The organism is Humibacillus sp. DSM 29435, from assembly GCF_001758225.1.
Taxonomy (GTDB): domain Bacteria; phylum Actinomycetota; class Actinomycetes; order Actinomycetales; family Dermatophilaceae; genus DSM-29435.
On record NZ_MAST01000001.1, the window covers coordinates 304,677 to 321,840 of the forward strand.

Consider the following 17,164-nt stretch of genomic DNA (forward strand, 5'->3'; position numbering starts at 1 on the left):
CCGCGACAGTGTGGCAGCATGCCCCGGCCGTTGGCGAACGTGCCGGCCCGAGACCAAGGAGGGAGGTGGCCCGATGAAGCGTGCCTGGGCCGCTCTCGCTGCCGTCGGGGTGCTCGTCGCCGGGTACGCCGCTCTCGACGCCGCCGACCTCGCCCCTGGACTGCTGACGACGGCCCCAGCCCCGCCACCCCCACCCACCGAGACCCCCGGAACCCGCACCCTGCCGCTCGTTCCCCAGCCCACCCCGACCACCTCGGCCGGGATGCCGCTGCCCCCGCTCAGCGGTGCCTCCGCAGCACCCGACGTGGCCGGCATCCGGGGCAGGCTCGGGCCGGTGACGGCGCTGCCCGCCCTGTCCGACTCCTCCCTGGTGGTGCGCGACGGCCAGACCGGTGACGTGCTCTACGACCGCGACGGTGACCTGCTGCGCACCCCCGCGTCGACCACGAAGCTGCTCTCCGCAGCCTCCATCGGGCAGACCTTCGCGCCGGGCGCCACGCTGCGCACCCGCGTCGTGGCCGGGGTCGGCCCGAGCGAGATCGTGCTCGTGGCCGGCGGAGACTCGCTGCTTGCTCCCGGCAAGGGCGACCCCAACGCTGTGGCCGGCCGGGCCGGGCTGGCCGACCTCGCCGGGCAGGTGGCGAAGAGCCTCAAAGCCAAGGCGCTGACGTCGGTGACCCTCTCGGTCGACACCACCTATGCCGCCGGGCCGCCCGTGGCCCCGACCTGGGGAGCCGGCTTCCGTCCGCTCGGCATCACCGCCGCCGTCGCGATGCTGGGCCGCTCCGACCAGCGAGAGACGGCCGGCAAGGCGTCGCCCGCCGACCCGGTCGCATCGACTCGCGACCTGTTCGCGAAGCGACTGCGCGAACGCGGCCTCCAGGTCACAGTGTCGACGAAACCCGCAAAGCCTCGGGTCGAGACCGACGGCGCCTACGGCAGCGTCGAGTCGGCGCCCGTGCGCGACCAGCTCGCCCTGGCCATCACCGACTCCGACAACGCGTTGACCGAGATCCTGGCCCGGCAGGCGGCGTTCCGCTCGGGCATCGACACCGACGCCGCCGACGGGTTCGCCCGCACCGGAGCGTGGGTGGTCTCGAAGGTGGGCTCGCTCGGTCTCGCGACGAAGGGCATCGTGCTGCGAGACGGCAGTGGTCTCTCCCGCGAGAACCGGGTCACCGCCAACCTGCTCACCGAGCTGCTCGTGCTCGGCTACGACGGCCGGCACGCGGTGCTGCGCGCCGCCCTCGACGGCCTCCCGATCGCCGGCCTCACCGGCACGCTCGCCGACCGCTTCGACGGTGGCGCCACCCGCCCCGCGGCCGGCCGGGCCCGGGCCAAGACGGGCACCCTGACCGGCGTCAGTGCGCTCGCCGGCAGTGTCGTCGACGACGACGGACGGCTGCTCGTGTACTCGGGCCTGGTCGCCGGGGCGGGAACCAACGAGGCCCGGGCAGCGTTGGACCGTTTCGTAGCCGTGATCGCCTCGTGCGGATGCCGCGCAGTCCCCTGAGGGTGCAACGGCGCGGGGAGCACGACCGCTGGGTATGAAAGCGTGGAGACCGTGACGTCCCGAATCCTCGGCTCGTCGAGCGGGTGTGATGCACGACCAAAGGGGCTGGCATGACCGAGACGACCGTCGCGAACGATCCATCCGCGGGGCGGTCGCACGGGGCGGAGCGGGGCAGCACGGTAGCCGTTGGCGCGTCCCGGTCGGCCTACGTCGACTACGCCTTCGCGAAGAAGACCGGCCGCACCCTCGTCAAGGCCGGTCCTGCGGTGACGAGCGCCGAGGCGAACGACATCGTCGCCGACCTGCGCGCGGCCGCGGCCGAGGCCACCGCCCCGGTGGCCGAGACGAGCGACCTGCACGCACCGGACGGGGCTCCGGCCGCGCTCGTGGTCGACCGCCCGGGCTGGATCAGTGCGAACGTCGACTCCTTCCGGGCGCTGCTCGACCCGGTCGTCGACAAGCTGGCCGCCACGGGCAAGTCGTCACCTAGCCCGGCAGCGGCCGCGATCGGCGGCAAGGTCACCGGGGCCGAGATGGGTGGCCTGCTCGCGTTCTTGTCGAGCAAGGTGCTCGGCCAGTACGACCTCGCGCCCGGAGGCACCCCGCGACTGTTGCTCGTCGCGCCCAACATCGTCGCCACCGAGCGCAAGCTGCAGGTCGACCCGCACGACTTCCGGCGCTGGGTCGCGATGCACGAGGAGACCCACCGACTCCAGTTCACCGCCGTGCCGTGGCTGCGTGACCACCTGGTCAACGAGTCGCAGGGGCTCGCGGTCGACCTCGCCCCGACACCCGAAGACCTGACCAAGCGTTTCGAGCACCTGACCCGCAACATCTCCGACGTGTTCAGCTCTGGTGAAGGGATCGCCCAGCTGTTCGCCACCCCGGAGCAGAAGGCCCGGATCGCCCGGCTCACGGCCGTCATGTCGCTGCTCGAGGGCCACGCCGACGTCGTGATGGACGACGTGGGCCCCAGGGTCATTCCCTCCGTCGCCGAGATCCGCCGCAAGTTCGACCAGCGGCGCACCGGTGCGGTCGGGATCGACCGCATCCTGCGCCGTCTCCTCGGTCTCGAGGCCAAGATGCGTCAGTACCGCGACGGTGCCGCCTTCGTGCGGGCCGTCACCGACCGGGTCGGCCGCGACGGCTTCAACGCCGTGTGGCACTCGGCCGAGTCGTTGCCCCAGCCCGCCGAGATCCTCGACCCTGCCGCGTGGGTGCGGCGGGTGCACGGATGAAGGGCGGGCCTGAGATGGCTGGTCCTGACCCGGCCGTGGCCGCCACCCGCCTCGCGGTGCGTGAGCACTTCGCCGACGTTCCCGAGGGAGCCCTGCTGCTCGTCGCCTGCTCCGGCGGCACCGACTCCATCGCGCTGGCGGCGGCGCTCGCCTTCGAGGCCCCCCGCGCCGGTCTGCGCTGCGGGGCCGTGGTCGTCGACCACGGCCTCCAACCGGGGTCTGACGACGTGGCCGACGAGGCCGCCACGCTCTGCCGCGAGATGGGCCTGACGCCCGTGGAGGTGGTCACGGCGCAGGTGCGAACCACGGGTTCGGGGCTCGAGGCCGATGCCCGCACGGCCCGCTACGCCGCCATCAACGCTGCCGCCGACCGGCTCGGGGCCGCGCTCGTGCTCGTCGGTCACACGCGCGACGACCAGGCCGAGCAGGTGCTGCTCGGGCTCGCGCGCGGCTCGGGGGCGCGCTCGCTCTCCGGGATGCCGGTGCGCCGCGACCGGTTCGTTCGGCCGCTGCTGGCCCTGCCTAGGGCCACGACCCTGGCGGCGTGTGCGGCCTACGGCATCGAGCCGTGGGAGGACCCCCACAACAGCGACGACTCGTTCCGGCGGGTTCGGGCGCGTCGGCTGCTCGCGACCCTCGAGGCCGACCTCGGCCCCGGCTTCGGAGCGGCGCTCGCCCGCAGCGCCGACCTGCTGCGCGAAGACGCCGACTACCTCGAGACCCTCGCCGTCAGGGCGCGAGCCGACCTTCCCGACGCCGATGGCCACCCGGGGGTCGACCTCGACGCGCTGGCCGCCCTGCCGCGGGCCATCCGCACCCGCGTGTGGCGTCTGCTCGCCGCCGAGGCCGGTGCCCCGCTCGCCGATGTGAGCGCGGCCCACGTCGAGTCGCTCGATGCCCTGCTCACCTCGTGGCACGGTCAGGGGCCGCTGCACGTGCCCGGTGGCATCGCCGTCGCGCGCGACCGGGGCACGATCCGGTTCACGCCGTTGCGCGACCCGGCGAACGCCTGAACCCGACTGACCCGGTAGGCCGCTTCCGGCATCCGGCAGCCGGCCTAGCAGGTCGCAAACCGGGTCGCCAACCGCGTCGCCAACCGGGTCGCAAACCGAGTACGTGACCCAGCCAAGGGTGCGGCCTGAGGGATCTCAGGCCCCGCGTGGCGGGCGAGGCTGCAGCACGCTCTGACACCACCGCCTGACGAGCCGACGGCGGGTGGGGTTGAATGGTCACGCCCACTGCCTGTCCCGCACCACCTGCCCAGCCAAGGAGTCGTTCGTGGACCACGAGCACATGGGAGACGACCTCGCAAAGGTTCTGCTCACCGAGGAGCAGATCCAGGCCCGGCTCGGTGAGCTGGCGGTCGACATCTGGCGCGACTACGAAGGCAAGGACGTACTGCTCGTCGGCGTGCTCAAGGGCGCCGTCGTGGTGATGGCCGACCTCATGCGGGCCCTTCCCGGCACCGTGCCGATGGACTGGATGGCGGTCAGCTCGTACGGCTCCGGCACGAAGAGCTCAGGGGTCGTGCGCATCCTGAAGGACCTCGACGCCGACATCACCGGAAAGCACGTGCTGATCGTCGAGGACATCATCGACTCGGGGCTGACCCTGTCGTGGATCAAGGCGAACCTCGAGTCGCGCAACCCGGCCTCGGTCGAGATCTGCACGCTGCTGCGCAAACCCGACGTCGTCAAGGTCGACATCCCGGTGAGGTACGTCGGCTTCGACATCCCCAACGAGTTCGTTGTGGGCTACGGCCTCGACTACGCCGAGAAGTACCGCAACCTGCGCTGCGTCGGCACCCTCGCCCCCCACGTGTACGAGTGAGACGACAGGCGGCCTCGTCATGACCTTCTCGATCGTGGCCCGCCAGGGCGAGGCCTACGGTGTCGCCGTCGCCAGCAAGTTCCTCGCCGTCGGCGCGGTCGTGCCCGCGGCGGTCAACGGGGTCGGAGCGGTGGCGACCCAGGCCTCCGCTCGCGTCGCCTACCTCGACGAGCTGATCGGGGCGCTGCGCTCAGGCGAGGCCGCCGACGACGCGCTCGCGGTGGCCACCGTCGCCGACGACGAGAGCGCGACGCGTCAGGTCGGGGTGGTCGGGCAGAGCAGCGCCGCGACCTTCACGGGCGCCGACTGCCTCTCCTGGGCGGGCGGCACCGCGCACGACGAGGGCGAGAGCGCCTACGCCATCCAGGGCAACATCCTCACCGGGCCCGAGGTGGTGGCGGCGATGGAGTCGGCCTGGCGCGCGTCGGCCGGTCGACCGTTCGCGCAGCGGCTCCTCGCGGCGCTGGTGGCCGGCGACGACGCCGGCGGCGACTCGCGCGGGCGTCAGAGTGCGGCGATGTATGCCGTGGAGCCCGGTGCGGGCTACGACGCCTGCGGTGTGCTGGCCGACCTGCGCGTCGACGACCACGGCGACCCGGTGGGTGAGCTGACCCGGCTGCTCTCCGAATGGGAGATGTACTTCGGCCGGCCCGAGAACGTGCAGCCGCTTCACGCTGATCTCGCCGAGGAGGTTCGCGGCCTGCTCGCCGATGCGGGCTACGTGGCCGACGACCTGCCGGTCGCCCTGGCCGACTGGGCCGGGCACGTCAACTACGAGACCCGGCTGAGCCCCGACGGCATCGACTCCCGCGTGCTCGAGGCTCTGCGCGCCACCCGAGCCTGACCCGGCCCGAAGCTGAGCGAACCTGATGAACCGGGTTCAGCCGGCCTGGCTGGTCGTGGTGATGTGGCACGAGTTCGTCACGACGAGCACGAATGCGGAACACTGGTGACAGGCCGGACGTTGTGCCGGTGGATCAACTCATCTGACGAGCAGGAGGACCGGGGCCAACGGCCCCGCAGGTACATGGACGCTAAGCGGATACTACGCACACCCCTGGTGTGGATCTTGGTGCTCGTCGCCGCGCTCGTCTTCGGGATGCTCTTCTCCAGCTCGGGCCCGCCCCGCATCGACACGTCGGCGGCCATGAAGCAGATCACGTCGGGCAACGTCGAGTCGGCCAAGCTGCTCAACAACGAGCAGATGCAGCTGACCCTGAAGACGGCGTACACCTCTCCTGACGGCGAGGTCAAGGACGCCAAGAGCGTCTACGCCTACTACGTCGACGCCCGCGGAACCCAGGTGGTCGACGCCCTCAACAAGGCGGCTCCGCCCAAGGGCGTCACCGACCAGATCGACTCTCCCAGCTGGTTGAGCTCACTGCTGTCGTTCATGTTGCCGATCATCATCCTGCTCGGCCTGTTCTGGTTCCTGATGGGCCGGATGCAGGGCGGGGGCAACAAGGTGATGCAGTTCGGCAAGTCCCGAGCCAAGCTCGCCAACAAAGACACTCCGAAGGTCACCTTCGCCGACGTCGCCGGCTGCGACGAGGCGATCGAGGAGCTCGACGAGATCAAGGAGTTCCTGCAGGAACCCGCGAAGTTCCTCGCCGTCGGGGCCAAGATCCCCAAGGGCGTGCTGCTCTACGGCCAGCCCGGAACGGGCAAGACGCTTCTCGCGCGCGCTGTCGCCGGTGAGGCCGGCGTGCCGTTCTACTCCATCTCCGGTTCCGACTTCGTCGAGATGTTCGTCGGCGTGGGCGCGAGCCGCGTGCGCGACCTGTTCGAGCAGGCCAAGGCCAACGCGCCCGCCATCGTCTTCGTCGACGAGATCGACGCTGTCGGCCGGCACCGTGGCGCCGGCATGGGCGGCGGTCACGACGAGCGTGAGCAGACCCTCAACCAGCTGCTCGTCGAGATGGACGGCTTCGACGTCAAGACGAACGTCATCCTCATCGCGGCGACCAACCGGCCCGACATCCTCGACCCGGCCCTGCTGCGCCCGGGTCGCTTCGACCGCCAGATCGCCGTCGACAGCCCCGACATGATCGGCCGGCACCGCATTCTCGAGGTGCACTCGCAGGGCAAGCCGATGGCCGGCGACGTCGACCTGCTCGCGGTGGCCCGTCGTACGCCCGGGTTCACCGGCGCCGACCTGGCCAACGTGCTCAACGAGGCCGCGCTGCTGACCGCCCGCAGCGACAAGAAGATCATCGACAACTACGCCCTCGACGAGGCGATCGACCGTGTCATCGCCGGCCCGCAGAAGCGCACCCGCATCATGTCGGCCAAGGAGCGCAAGATCACGGCTTATCACGAGGGTGGCCACGCCCTCGTCGCTGCCTCGCTCAACCACACCGACCCCGTCACCAAGGTGACGATCCTGCCGCGCGGCCGGGCCCTCGGCTACACGATGGTCATGCCGCTCGACGACAAGTACTCAACGACGCGCAACGAGATCCTCGACCAGCTGGCCTACGCCCTCGGCGGGCGAGTCGCCGAGGAGATCGTCTTCCACGAGCCCACGACCGGTGCCAGCAACGACATCGAGAAGGCCACCGGCATGGCCCGCAAGATGGTCACCGAGTTCGGCATGTCCGAGCGCATCGGAGCCATCAAGCTCGGCCAGAGCGACGGCGAGGTGTTCCTCGGCCGTGACATGGGCCACCAGCGTGACTACTCGGAGGAGATCGCCGCGATCGTCGACGCGGAGGTGCGCGGCCTGATCGAGGCCGCCCATGACGAGGCGTACTCGGCCCTCAACGCCAACCGCGACGTGCTCGACACCCTCGTGCTCGAGCTGCTCGAGCGCGAGACGCTCAACGCCCACGAGCTCGCCGAGCTGTTCAAGCCGATCACGAAGCAGGCGCCCCGCCCGACCTGGCTCTCGAGCCAGACGCGTCAGCTCAGCAACCGGCCTCCTGTGCTCACACCGGCTGAGATCGCCGCGACGCGCAACGGGCACGGCCCGACGCAGAACGGTCACCTGCCTCCGCCGGTCGCCCCCGACCGGAGCATGGAGGAGAAGATCGACGAGGCGGCCTCGGTGGGTGCGCACCCTCTGGCCGAGGAGCACCCCCCGGCCGAGATCGTCGAGGTGCCCGACGACCGGCCGGTCAACCCGGGCGAGCGGAGCTAAGACATGGCCGTCGACCAGGCGCGTGCCGAGGCAGCCGTTCGTGAGCTGCTGCTGGCCGTCGGGGAAGATCCAGACCGTGAGGGCCTGGTCGACACACCGGGTCGGGTGGCGCGGGCGTACGCCGAGATCTTCGCGGGCCTCGACATGAGGGCCGACCAGGTGCTCGACAAGACCTTCGAGATCGACCACCAGGAACTCGTCATCGTGCGCGACATCGAGCTCTACAGCACGTGTGAGCACCACCTGGTGCCGTTCCACGGGGTGGCCCACGTGGGCTACATCCCCAACAAGAGCGGACGGGTCACCGGCCTGTCGAAGCTGGCCCGCCTCGTCGACGTCTATGCGCGCCGGCCTCAGGTTCAGGAGCGGCTCACCTCACAGATCGCTGACGCCCTCGTCGAGCACCTCGACGTGCAGGGCGTGATCGTCGTCATCCAGGCCGAGCACCTCTGCATGTCGATGCGCGGCATCCGCAAGAGCGGCGCCAGCACGATCACGTCGGCGGTGCGCGGCCAGCTGCGCGACCCGGCCACTCGAGCTGAAGCCATGTCGCTGATGCTCCAGAGCAACCGGTGAGCGCCGGCGCTGCCGAGCTGCTCGCCCAGCGTGACCGCACCCTCGTCATGGGGGTCGTCAACGTCACCCCCGACTCCTTTAGCGACGGAGGCGAGTGGTTCGAACCGGTCGCCGCGCTGGGTCACGGTCGTGAGGTCTTCGAGGCCGGAGCCGACATCGTGGATGTCGGCGGCGAGTCGACCCGTCCCGGTGCCGAACGCCCCTCCGTCGAGGAAGAGCTGCGCCGGGTGGCTCCCGTCGTGTCCGACCTCGTCGAGCACGGTGCGGTCGTGTCGATCGACACGATGCGGGCCGAGGTGGCTCGCGTGGCCGTCGAGCTGGGTGCGGCCATCGTCAACGACGTGTCCGGCGGCCTTGCCGACCCCGAGATGGTTCCCTGGGTCGCGGAGGCAGGCGTGCCCTACATCGCCATGCACTGGCGCGGCCACAGCACGCACATGCAGTCGCGCGCCATCTACACCGACGTCGTCGGCGAGGTGCTCTACGAGCTGGGGGTGCGCCGCGACGAGCTGCTGGCCGCCGGGCTCGACGCTGAGCGGCTTGTGCTCGACCCCGGTCTCGGCTTCGCCAAGAATGCCGAGCACAACTGGGCCCTGATGGCCGCCCTTCCAGAGCTGCACGACCTCGGCCAGCCGATTCTGTTGGGCGCCTCCCGCAAGGCCTTCCTGGGCCGTCTGGGGCGGGCTGAGCACGATTCACCGAGGCCGGCTCCCGAGCGCGACCTCGAGACGACGGCGACGTCAGTGATGGCGGCCATGGCCGGCCTGTGGTGTGTGCGAGTGCACGACGTCGCCTCGACCGTGAGGGCCCTCGCAGTCGTCGAGACGGCCGTGCGCCACCTTCCCGACGAGGACGCCGCCCAGTGACAGACCCGACCCGCCCCACCGATCGCATCCTGCTACAGGGCGTCTCGGCGTTCGGTCACCATGGGGTGCTCGACTTCGAGAAGCGCGACGGCCAGACCTTCGTCGTCGACGTCGCTATGACTCTCGACCTCGCCCCGGCCGGCCGCTCTGACGCGCTCGAGACCACGGTCAGCTACGCCGAGGTCGCGACGGCGGTCGTCGAACGCATCACCGGTCCGTCGTTCGACCTCATCGAGAGGCTGGCCGAGGTGATCGCCGACGACGTGCTCACCCACGCCCTCGTGGATGCCGTCGAGGTCGCGGTGCACAAGCCGCAGGCTCCCGTCGGACACGCCTTCACCGACGTGCAGGTTCGGGTCGAGCGCTCGAACGCGCCCGCGGTGGTGCTTGCCCTCGGCTCGAACCTCGGCGACCGCGGCGAGACGCTGGCGGCAGCGGTCGGGTCGCTGAGGGGGCTCGCCGGGCTCACGGTCACGCGCGTCTCTCCGCTCGTCGAGACCGACCCCGTCGGTGGCCCGGAGCAACCGCCCTACCTGAACGCCGTGGTCGTCGGCCGGTCGACGCTGTCTCCTGCTGCCCTGCTGGCAGCGCTGCACGACATCGAGCACGACCACGGCCGGACGCGCGACATCCGCTGGGGTGCGCGAACCCTCGACCTCGACCTGATCGCGTTCGGACGACCCGGTTCCCGTCACGAGGTGCTCAGCGACGACCCGGCCCTGACGCTGCCTCATCCGCGAGCAGGGGAACGGGCCTTCGTGCTCGTGCCGTGGAGCGACGCCGACCCCATGGCCACCCTGCGGACCGCACCCGGCGTTGACGGCATCCGCCCGGTGGCCGGCCTCGTTGCGGAGCTCGACCGATCGGGTGTTCGCGCCGGCCCCGCGTGGGAGCAGCCGTGACCCCGCACGCCGGCGTCCGCGTCACCACGCTCGTGCTCGCGGGCCTGGCCACGACGGTCGTCGCCTGGCTCGGGCTGCGCATGCTCGCCGGCTCCAGCGTTCCCGAGCCGGGTCGGGTGGGCCTCGCGGCGATGCTCTTTCTCGGCGGAGGGTTGCTCGCGGCGGGCTGGCAGGTGCGTCAGGTTCGCGACGGCCGGGCCCTGTCCCACATCACCCCGCTACGGGCGGCCCGAACCCTCGTGCTGGGTCAGGCCGGAGCCCTCACCGGCGCCGTGCTGGTCGGCTGGTACGCAGCGAACGTGCTCGTGCTGCTGCCCGACAGCGACGTCGAGTCACAGCGCTCGCGGCTCTGGCTCTTCACGGCCCACGTCGTGGTGGCGCTGCTGCTGGCGGTCTGCGGGATGCTCGTGCAGCGGTGGTGTCGACTGCGTCGGCGCGACGACGACGACGAGAACCTGGCCTGACACACATTCTCCTTGAGCCAAACGGCACTTCGCGCACGGACGCATGACGAGCGGGCAACTCGGTTCTCCGCCGAGCCGTCAGGAGCCGAGCTGGTCGAGCCCCTTCTCGAACCGGGCGAGGGCCGCGTCGACGTCGGTCAGCTTGTCGAGACCGAACAGCCCGATGCGAACCGTGGAGTAGTCGGCGGGCTCTCCGCACTGCAACGGCACGCCGGCCGCCACCTGAAGCCCGACCTGCTTGAACGCGGCACCGCTCTTGATCGCCGGGTCGTCGGTGTGCACGACGACGACGCTCGCGGCGGCGACGTCGGCGGCGGCCACCGAGGGCAGGCCCCGGTCCGCGAGGAGGGCGCGCACCCGGCGGCCCAGCTCGAGCTGGGCGTCTCGAGCCGTCTCGAGACCCAGGTCCAAGGTCTCGCGCATCGCCGTGGCGTTGTGGGCGAGAGCGTCGGTCGGCATGGTCGCGTGGTATGTCGCCTTGCCCTCCAGGTAGGCCTCGGCAACCCCCAGCCACACCTTGAGGTCGGCCGCGAAGCTCGACGACCGAGACGCCAGCACGGCCTCTCGGGCCGCGGTGCCCAGCATCACGTACCCGGCCGCCGGCGAGCCGCTCCAGCCCTTCTGGGGCGCGCTCACCAGCACGTCGACGCCGAGGTCGGCCATGTCGACCCAGAGGGCGCCCGACGCGATGCAGTCGAGCACCAGCAGCCCGCCGACCTCGTGCACGGCCTCCGCGAGCGCCCGCACGTAGTCGTCGGTGAGCAGCATCCCGGCCGAGGTCTCCACGTGAGGCGCGAAGACGACCGCCGGTCGCTCTGACCGGATCGCGGCAGCGACCTCCTCGATGGGCGCCGGAGCCCAGGCCGACTGGTGCCCGGTGTCGATGGGACGGGCCTGGCACACGGTCGCCGACTTCGCGATCGCGCCGGCGTCGAGGATCTGGGTCCAGCGGTAGCTGAACAGGCCGTTGCGCACGATGAGGCAGTGCTGGTCGGTGGCCAGCTGGCGCGCAACGGCCTCCATCGCGAAGGTGCCACCACCGGGCACGACGGCCACGGTCTCGGCGCCGTAGGTGGTCTTCAGCATGCCCAGCAGGTCTTGCATGACGCCGACGAAGCGCGCCGACATGTGGTTCAGGGATCGGTCGGTGAACACCACGGAGTACTCGAGCAGGCCATCGGGGTCGATCTCGTCGCGAGGAAGGTCCATGGGTCCAGCGTTTCACAGTGCCGTGAGGGCGGCCAGGCCGCCACTCGGCCGAGCCCTCGGAACGCCCGGCGATCCAGGTCGAGATCGGTGGTGACCCTGACAGTCAGCATGCGCTGGTTGTCCCAGGGCGCGAACAGCCTTGCGGCGTAGAGCAGCTCGCGGCTGCCGAAGGAGTGCACGTTGACCCGGCCGAAGGCGTGTTCGACGCCCACGAGCAGGATCGCTGCAACTGATGCGGTGATCAAGACGGCAATGAGGCCATGGACGCGCCGGCGGCAAGAGAGTGGGTGCCTGTGACTGGTCAGATGAGGTCGACGTTGAGTGACGGGAATGCCAGCCGATCCTCGTCGGTCGGTGCTGAGGGGCCGATGATCTCGGTTCGGAAGGTGACGCTCGTCCCGCTCCGCGCGCGAGGCTCCAGGGGTGTGAGCTCTTCGTCAGGGATGCCGCGACGGTAGGTCTGGGACCACGATCCGTCGTTGCGGTGGTTGTCGTGGATCAGTTCGCTGCTGAGGGCCGCGACCGTCGACATGCCCCGTCGCGGTAGGCCATCCGGGAGCAGGGGGGAGCCAGCAGGATCGGCGAAGCGCACATCGGCGGTGGCCATGACGGGCTTGCGGACGATCCGTCCATCGCTGTCTCTTCGGGTATCGGTGCCTCGACCGTCGTCATCGACAGTGACGCGCCCGTCGGCGTGGAGGATCACGGTGGCGTGGCCGGTTCGACTCTGACTGTGTGCCTCGTCGCTGGCGTAGGCCAGCACTTCGAGGATGAGGTGGCGCCGACCGCCGGCCGCGCCGGGTTGACCGAGTCGGCGCCTCACATCGGCAAGGTGTTCGGGATCGACGTCGCTCCTCCAGTCGTGCGTGGTGGTGGTGGTCCACGATGATCGCTCGCTCACCCTTCGAGCCTAGGTTCTGAACCGCCGAAGTCAGAGGCCGCGGGGGCTGTTTGAAATGGGGGGCGACCCGGTCGGGTCCGTTGATGGGGGTGCCCGCCTGGTTCGTGGCCGCTCAGGCCCGGTCCCGAACGACGTCGCCGGCGCGGCATGGAGGTCTTGGCAGTCACCTTCCTGGAGGACCCCGGTGCCGTTGCAGTCGTGGGTGTCGCTGCCGAGACCGGCCTGCGGACCGTTTTTGCCGACGTGGTGCGCTGGCGATGCGTTCGCCTCTTGGCCGAGTGAGACGAGCGGATGCCGCAGGGGTGTCTGTACAGGGCGACCTGGGCTGGAACCGTTTGGCCTATATCGGCATCCGGTAGGTATGACCTCTGGCCCGGTGCCCGACGACGTAATTCACCCCTTGCAGCGCCTGGAGCAGGCGCGGGACGACCTGGCCGAGCGCGAAACGGTCAACCATCGACTTCGCCTCGTGGGCGGATCGCTTCGGCGGGCAGAGGCCGTGCGCCGGCAGCTAGGTGAAGAGTTGGCGCGCGAGCAGCTCGACGTCGATCGCCTTCAGGGCCGGTCGGTCGCCCGGCTCTGGTCGGGGCTTCGTGGTTCACGAGCCACGGATCTTGAGCGCGAGAGCGTCGAGGCGGCTCAGACCGCCGCAGCCTACGACAAGGCCAGCGAGGGGGTCGAGACGCTTCAGGACGAGGTGGCCCGACTCACTCGGAGGGCAGCCCAGCTGGAACACGCAGATCGCGACTACGAGCTCGCCCTTGAAGCTTTGGCGACGGCCACGCCCACGCCTTTCGACGACACCACGGGGCCCGCGACCGACGCCGTCCGTGAGCTCGCTCGAATCCGTGAGAGCCGCGAGATCGAGCGGACCACCATCGTTGCCCGCTCGGCGCTGCAGAGTCTCGCGGCGGCGCAGGAGGTGCTGCGCCGCGCGAACTCCTGGTCAACCTTCGACACCTTCGGAGGCGGCGGTCTGTTCAGCTCCTCGATGAAGCACCGCCGTCTCGACGAGGCCCGCCTCTGTTTGCAAACGGCCGCCGATGATCTCAAGCGCTTGTCCACACTCATCGACGGGCAGTCGCACCCGTTGCCCGCGATGCCGGAGCTCACGACCCTGAACCGCACCATGGACGTCTGGTTCGACAACTTCTTCAGCGACATGAAGGTGTTGAACCAGATCCACCGATGCCGCGATGACATCGCTCGCTCTGTCGCTGCAGTCGAGAAGGTGCTGACCGTTCTGGACCGACGCCGTCGTGAGCTCCTGGCCGACGATGCGCCAGGCGGAATGAACCGCTGAACACCAGGAACCGGCTACAACCCATGAGATGGGGAAGACCGCTGCGGTCCATCACGCACGGTAAATATCGCCGCGGTGGCCGATCGCCAGGACGGTCACCGTTCGGGCGTGATCGTCGATGCGGTAGAGGATGCCGTAGGTGCCGCGTCGTGCGCTATGTCGGTCTGCCAGGGGTGGACGAAGCCGCTTACCCACGAGATGTGGGTTCTCGAGCAAGGGGCCGGTGATGAACTCGAAGGCAGCGGTGGCGGCGGCTTCTGGGAGATCTTCGGTGAGGTGGCGGCGAGCTGAGGAGACGATCCGCAGCTGATAGCGCGCGTCGGTCACGCCGAGTTCCGGCGTGAGCGCATCGCCGCCTCGAGCTCGCTCAGGGTCTCGACCCGGCCAGCAGCCAGGTCGGCTTCGGCGGCGGCAAGCTGCGTCATGAGGTCTCGGTCGGCAAGCACGGCGATAGTCTCCTCGAGCATCGCGAGGTCATCGGGCGCCACTAGGACGGCCGAGGGCTGGCCGTGCACGGTGACGGTCACTCGTTCGTGGTACTTGCTCACTCGGCTGACGACCTCGGAAAGGTGTGCCTTGGCGTTGGCCAACGGAATGCTCGTCATGGTCCAAAGTATGACCATAAATGACCGCTCGTATCCAGCGACACAACCTTCCGTGTCGCGGCAGATGAGTGCGCACCAAGGGGTCGTGATATCTTCGGATATCTAGGAGGTTCATCATGCCCGACGTCCTGATTCGCAACTTCCCCGCCGAGGACCTCAGCCTGCTCGACGAGCAGGCCGCGCGACTCGGTCTCTCCAGGACCGAGTATTTACGCCGACACCTGCATCGGGAGGCCCGCCGCACGGCAGGGTCGGTAACCGCGAACGATCTTCGGGCGGTGGCCGAACTTCTTCCCGACCTGGCAGACGACACGATCATGTCCCACGCGTGGTCATGAGCTCGACCTGGCTCATCGACAAGTCCGCCCTCGTTCGGCTGGGTTCGAGCCCCGACGCTGAGCAATGGGCGAACCGGGTCGAGCGCGGCCTCGTCGCCATCAGCACGGTCACCCTGCTCGAGGTGGGCTTCTCGGCTCGGTCCGCGGTCGAGCTGTCCCGAGCCATGGGGTCACCGCCGTTGGCAGCGATGCCGGTGGAGTACCTGACCCCGGCGACCGAGGACCGGGCGGTGGAGGTTCAACGCCTGCTGGCAGAGCGCGGCCACCATCGCGCATCGTCTATCCCGGATCTGCTGATCGCCGCCGCCGCGGAACTGAACCAGCACACCGTCCTGCACCTGGACAAGGACTTCGACCTCATCGCCGAACTCACCGCCCAACCCGTCGAACGCCTCCGCATCGAGTAGCTTCTGCCCTCAAGCTCTCGCGGACCGCGGCATGAGCGGACGTAGGCGCGGTCTGCTGGATACTTTTCGCATGAGCGGCAGCGGGTGGATCACAGATGGTCCTTGACGCCATCACCGGCATCCTTGGCACATTCGCGTTCGTCCTCGTCGTGTACTGGCTCGCCCAGCGCAAGAGGCGTCGCGCTCCTCGACGAGCCAAGGCTTTTGCCTCCGGCGCCAAGGTGGCTGTACCGATCTGGTACGAGGACTTGGCGGGGCGTGAACTCACGAAGATGCCCATCCACCTCAACGGGGGCATGACCGTCATCTGCCAAGCGGGTCAACCGCTGCGGCAGGGCAAGGGACACCCGCTCCTGCTCGGCGACCTCGACACGTTCTGGGCACACAGCTTCCGCGATGTCGAAGAGGGCACGGCGGTGACCATCACGGACGAGGAAGACATCTGCTTCCTCGCGCAGCTGCCGTGGCCTCAGGGAGCGACGGTCATCGTGCTACTGGCGAAGTCCGACTGGTCGATCCTTCGTTCAGGGCCGCGGTAGTCAAGTCCCCGGTCCGGCTTTCACGCCGCCGGACGGTCGGCGCCACGGTCGGCGAACATCGCGTCCGACACGCGGCATGTCCAGTAAACGTCGCGTGCGCGCATGCGTTGCACCCGGCGCCTCGAGCCGGGTGTCACGCCGTTGTGGGTGGGTGGTCTGGCCAGGGGACCGCGTAGGCGTCGGGTCGGTTTGAACACACTCGCGCGTAGCGGAGGAGTTCGCGCACGATTCCGGCGTTGCCCATCGCCCAACCGGGGCGCGGCGCCAGGGTCGGGGGGTCTGCGCGGTGCTCGTTGTTCGACCATGCCGCTCCCGATCGGTCGATGGTGGCTCGGCTGGTGAGGTCGTCGACCAAGCGGTCAGCGAAGTCGAACGCATCTCCCCTTTCTACGATTCGGTCGAGTACGAGGGCGAGCACGCCCGCGGTCCCGCAGCATCGCCCGTTGTTGTCCCAGAACCCTGGCCGGATCCGCTGCGGCAACCCGGAGGTGGTGACGGTGTGCCAACACTGATCCGCCAATCGCTCCCAGCCGAGGTCGCCTGTGATCTGGGCCAGGAGCCGGAAGACCTGGGCGTTGCCAGTGGGCCCGTTGCACCAGCCCAAGCTGTATCGCTCGACGAGGTCAGGACGGTGCGGTGGGTCGGAGTGGGCCACCAGAAACCCATCGGGGCCGGCCTCGTTGCGGCCGACCACATCGGCAGCCCCCTCAAGCGCGATCTCGATCAGGTCAAGCCGTTTGGCGGCCTGCCCGATCGTCGCCAGCGCGTACACGATTCCGAGGGTTCCGTGCGCGATGTGGTGTGACCGTGGCGGGGTCGGTCGTACGGGCCAGTTCACTCCATGCGCCGTCCTGGTCGCAGCCTGCAGGTACGGGGTGACTGCGTCGACGGCCAGGTCGATATCGCCGGCATGGAGCGCGCCGAGGCCGATGCCGGCATTGCCGCCGAGCAGCTCGAACATCTGACCCCAGCGGCCGTTTTGGCACCGATCCCGCACCAGCCGTAGGGCCTGGCCGGCGGCCTCGTCCCTACCGATGGCGTGCAAGGTGAACCCGATACCGCTCAGACCGAAGTACAGCGAGCAGTCGGCAACCTCGGCCAGGCTCGCAGAAAGCACCTCACCCCCGCGGTCGACCGCATTCGCATACCCCGGGTCATCGAAGTGTGCGTGTGCCTCGTTCAGTGCCAGCAGGATGCCGGCCTGCCCGTGGTAGAGCGAGGGCTCAGACCAGTCAGCCCCATCGTGACCAAGGATCCAGTTGACCGCCGACCGTCCGAGTCGCTCGGCGCCCTCGGCCCTGTCCTTGCGATCAGAGCACGCCATCCCTTGACCG

Annotated in this window: 19 protein-coding genes; 14 read left to right on the top strand and 5 right to left on the bottom strand. The window is 69.7% G+C overall.

Annotated elements, in window-relative coordinates:
- The first annotated feature begins 73 nt into the window (after window positions 1–73).
- From dacB to BA895_RS01445, 10 genes are all read left to right on the top strand, one after another.
- The gene (gene dacB, locus BA895_RS01400; protein ID WP_070190065.1) at window positions 74–1,513 is read left to right on the top strand and encodes a D-alanyl-D-alanine carboxypeptidase/D-alanyl-D-alanine-endopeptidase; all 1,440 of its coding nucleotides are present in this window, start codon (window positions 74–76) and stop codon (window positions 1,511–1,513) included.
- Window positions 1,514–1,623: 110 nt separating this feature from the next.
- Window positions 1,624–2,751, top strand: a complete 1,128-nt coding sequence (locus tag BA895_RS01405) for a zinc-dependent metalloprotease (protein ID WP_070190066.1) — start codon at window positions 1,624–1,626, stop codon at window positions 2,749–2,751.
- 14 nt (window positions 2,752–2,765) lie between these two features.
- Window positions 2,766–3,764, top strand: coding sequence for a tRNA lysidine(34) synthetase TilS (gene tilS, locus BA895_RS01410; RefSeq protein WP_070190267.1), 999 nt, complete (start codon window positions 2,766–2,768; stop codon window positions 3,762–3,764).
- Between the two features lie 265 nt (window positions 3,765–4,029).
- Window positions 4,030–4,581 carry a hypoxanthine phosphoribosyltransferase gene (gene hpt, locus BA895_RS01415; RefSeq protein WP_070190067.1) on the top strand — a complete coding sequence of 184 codons (552 nt, stop codon included), beginning with the start codon at window positions 4,030–4,032 and terminating at the stop codon, window positions 4,579–4,581.
- Between the two features lie 19 nt (window positions 4,582–4,600).
- On the top strand, window positions 4,601–5,425 hold the full coding sequence (locus tag BA895_RS01420; RefSeq protein ID WP_070190068.1) for a DUF1028 domain-containing protein: 825 nt from the start codon (window positions 4,601–4,603) through the stop codon (window positions 5,423–5,425).
- A 183-nt stretch (window positions 5,426–5,608) separates the two neighbouring features.
- Entirely contained in the window at window positions 5,609–7,720 is a 2,112-nt protein-coding gene (gene ftsH / locus BA895_RS01425; protein ID WP_070190069.1) for an ATP-dependent zinc metalloprotease FtsH, read from the top strand.
- A 3-nt stretch (window positions 7,721–7,723) separates the two neighbouring features.
- Window positions 7,724–8,296 carry a GTP cyclohydrolase I FolE gene (folE, locus tag BA895_RS01430; RefSeq protein WP_070190070.1) on the top strand — a complete coding sequence of 191 codons (573 nt, stop codon included), beginning with the start codon at window positions 7,724–7,726 and terminating at the stop codon, window positions 8,294–8,296.
- Window positions 8,297–8,343: 47 nt separating this feature from the next.
- The gene (gene folP / locus BA895_RS01435; protein WP_070190268.1) at window positions 8,344–9,162 is read left to right on the top strand and encodes a dihydropteroate synthase; all 819 of its coding nucleotides are present in this window, start codon (window positions 8,344–8,346) and stop codon (window positions 9,160–9,162) included.
- Entirely contained in the window at window positions 9,159–10,064 is a 906-nt protein-coding gene (folK, locus tag BA895_RS01440) for a 2-amino-4-hydroxy-6-hydroxymethyldihydropteridine diphosphokinase (RefSeq protein ID WP_070190071.1), read from the top strand. The genes folP and folK overlap by 4 nt, the downstream gene beginning before the upstream one ends.
- The gene (locus BA895_RS01445) at window positions 10,061–10,528 is read left to right on the top strand and encodes a DUF3180 domain-containing protein (RefSeq protein WP_070190269.1); all 468 of its coding nucleotides are present in this window, start codon (window positions 10,061–10,063) and stop codon (window positions 10,526–10,528) included. Before folK ends, BA895_RS01445 begins: the two co-directional genes overlap by 4 nt.
- Before the next feature lie 78 nt (window positions 10,529–10,606).
- On the opposite strand, the gene BA895_RS01450 is transcribed toward BA895_RS01445, so the two are convergent.
- Window positions 10,607–11,737 carry an aminotransferase class V-fold PLP-dependent enzyme gene (locus BA895_RS01450; RefSeq protein WP_070190072.1) on the bottom strand — a complete coding sequence of 377 codons (1,131 nt, stop codon included), beginning with the start codon at window positions 11,735–11,737 and terminating at the stop codon, window positions 10,607–10,609.
- A 301-nt stretch (window positions 11,738–12,038) separates the two neighbouring features.
- Entirely contained in the window at window positions 12,039–12,638 is a 600-nt protein-coding gene (locus tag BA895_RS01455) for a hypothetical protein (protein ID WP_070190073.1), read from the bottom strand.
- Between the two features lie 184 nt (window positions 12,639–12,822).
- On the opposite strand from BA895_RS01455, the gene BA895_RS01460 reads away from it, so the two are divergent.
- A complete protein-coding gene (locus BA895_RS01460) occupies window positions 12,823–13,941 on the top strand; it encodes a hypothetical protein (protein WP_139142462.1) in 1,119 nt (372 codons plus the stop codon).
- 51 nt (window positions 13,942–13,992) lie between these two features.
- Here BA895_RS01460 and BA895_RS01465 read toward each other — a convergent pair whose 3' ends face one another.
- Entirely contained in the window at window positions 13,993–14,268 is a 276-nt protein-coding gene (locus BA895_RS01465; protein WP_070190075.1) for a type II toxin-antitoxin system RelE/ParE family toxin, read from the bottom strand.
- A complete protein-coding gene (locus BA895_RS01470; RefSeq protein ID WP_070190076.1) occupies window positions 14,265–14,546 on the bottom strand; it encodes a type II toxin-antitoxin system Phd/YefM family antitoxin in 282 nt (93 codons plus the stop codon). The genes BA895_RS01465 and BA895_RS01470 overlap by 4 nt, the downstream gene beginning before the upstream one ends.
- Before the next feature lie 116 nt (window positions 14,547–14,662).
- Between BA895_RS01470 and BA895_RS01475 the strand changes: the two genes are divergently transcribed.
- The 3 genes from BA895_RS01475 (at window position 14,663) to BA895_RS01485 (ending at window position 15,830) form a co-directional block, all read left to right on the top strand.
- Entirely contained in the window at window positions 14,663–14,884 is a 222-nt protein-coding gene (locus tag BA895_RS01475; RefSeq protein WP_070190077.1) for a hypothetical protein, read from the top strand.
- Complete coding sequence (locus BA895_RS01480) at window positions 14,881–15,291, top strand: PIN domain nuclease (protein WP_070190270.1); 411 nt, start codon at window positions 14,881–14,883, stop codon at window positions 15,289–15,291. The genes BA895_RS01475 and BA895_RS01480 overlap by 4 nt, the downstream gene beginning before the upstream one ends.
- 95 nt (window positions 15,292–15,386) lie before the next feature.
- Complete coding sequence (locus BA895_RS01485) at window positions 15,387–15,830, top strand: hypothetical protein (protein WP_070190078.1); 444 nt, start codon at window positions 15,387–15,389, stop codon at window positions 15,828–15,830.
- Between the two features lie 133 nt (window positions 15,831–15,963).
- Here BA895_RS01485 and BA895_RS01490 read toward each other — a convergent pair whose 3' ends face one another.
- The gene (locus BA895_RS01490; protein WP_083282850.1) at window positions 15,964–17,154 is read right to left on the bottom strand and encodes a lanthionine synthetase LanC family protein; all 1,191 of its coding nucleotides are present in this window, start codon (window positions 17,152–17,154) and stop codon (window positions 15,964–15,966) included.
- Between the last annotated feature and the right edge of the window lie 10 nt (window positions 17,155–17,164).

Bases quoted from the DNA above. Each gene is read 5' to 3' on its own strand.
- BA895_RS01405 (WP_070190066.1), top strand. From the start codon at position 1,624: ATGACCGAGACGACCGTCGCGAACGATCCATCCGCGGGGCGGTCGCAC.
- BA895_RS01450 (WP_070190072.1), bottom strand. From the start codon at position 11,737: ATGGACCTTCCTCGCGACGAGATCGACCCCGATGGCCTGCTCGAGTAC.
- BA895_RS01480 (WP_070190270.1), top strand. From the start codon at position 14,881: ATGAGCTCGACCTGGCTCATCGACAAGTCCGCCCTCGTTCGGCTGGGT.
- folE (WP_070190070.1), top strand. From the start codon at position 7,724: ATGGCCGTCGACCAGGCGCGTGCCGAGGCAGCCGTTCGTGAGCTGCTG.
- tilS (WP_070190267.1), top strand. From the start codon at position 2,766: ATGGCTGGTCCTGACCCGGCCGTGGCCGCCACCCGCCTCGCGGTGCGT.
- BA895_RS01490 (WP_083282850.1), bottom strand. From the start codon at position 17,154: ATGGCGTGCTCTGATCGCAAGGACAGGGCCGAGGGCGCCGAGCGACTC.
- folP (WP_070190268.1), top strand. From the start codon at position 8,344: ATGGGGGTCGTCAACGTCACCCCCGACTCCTTTAGCGACGGAGGCGAG.
- ftsH (WP_070190069.1), top strand. From the start codon at position 5,609: ATGGACGCTAAGCGGATACTACGCACACCCCTGGTGTGGATCTTGGTG.
- BA895_RS01485 (WP_070190078.1), top strand. From the start codon at position 15,387: ATGGTCCTTGACGCCATCACCGGCATCCTTGGCACATTCGCGTTCGTC.
- BA895_RS01420 (WP_070190068.1), top strand. From the start codon at position 4,601: ATGACCTTCTCGATCGTGGCCCGCCAGGGCGAGGCCTACGGTGTCGCC.
- BA895_RS01470 (WP_070190076.1), bottom strand. From the start codon at position 14,546: ATGACGAGCATTCCGTTGGCCAACGCCAAGGCACACCTTTCCGAGGTC.
- BA895_RS01475 (WP_070190077.1), top strand. From the start codon at position 14,663: ATGCCCGACGTCCTGATTCGCAACTTCCCCGCCGAGGACCTCAGCCTG.
- dacB (WP_070190065.1), top strand. From the start codon at position 74: ATGAAGCGTGCCTGGGCCGCTCTCGCTGCCGTCGGGGTGCTCGTCGCC.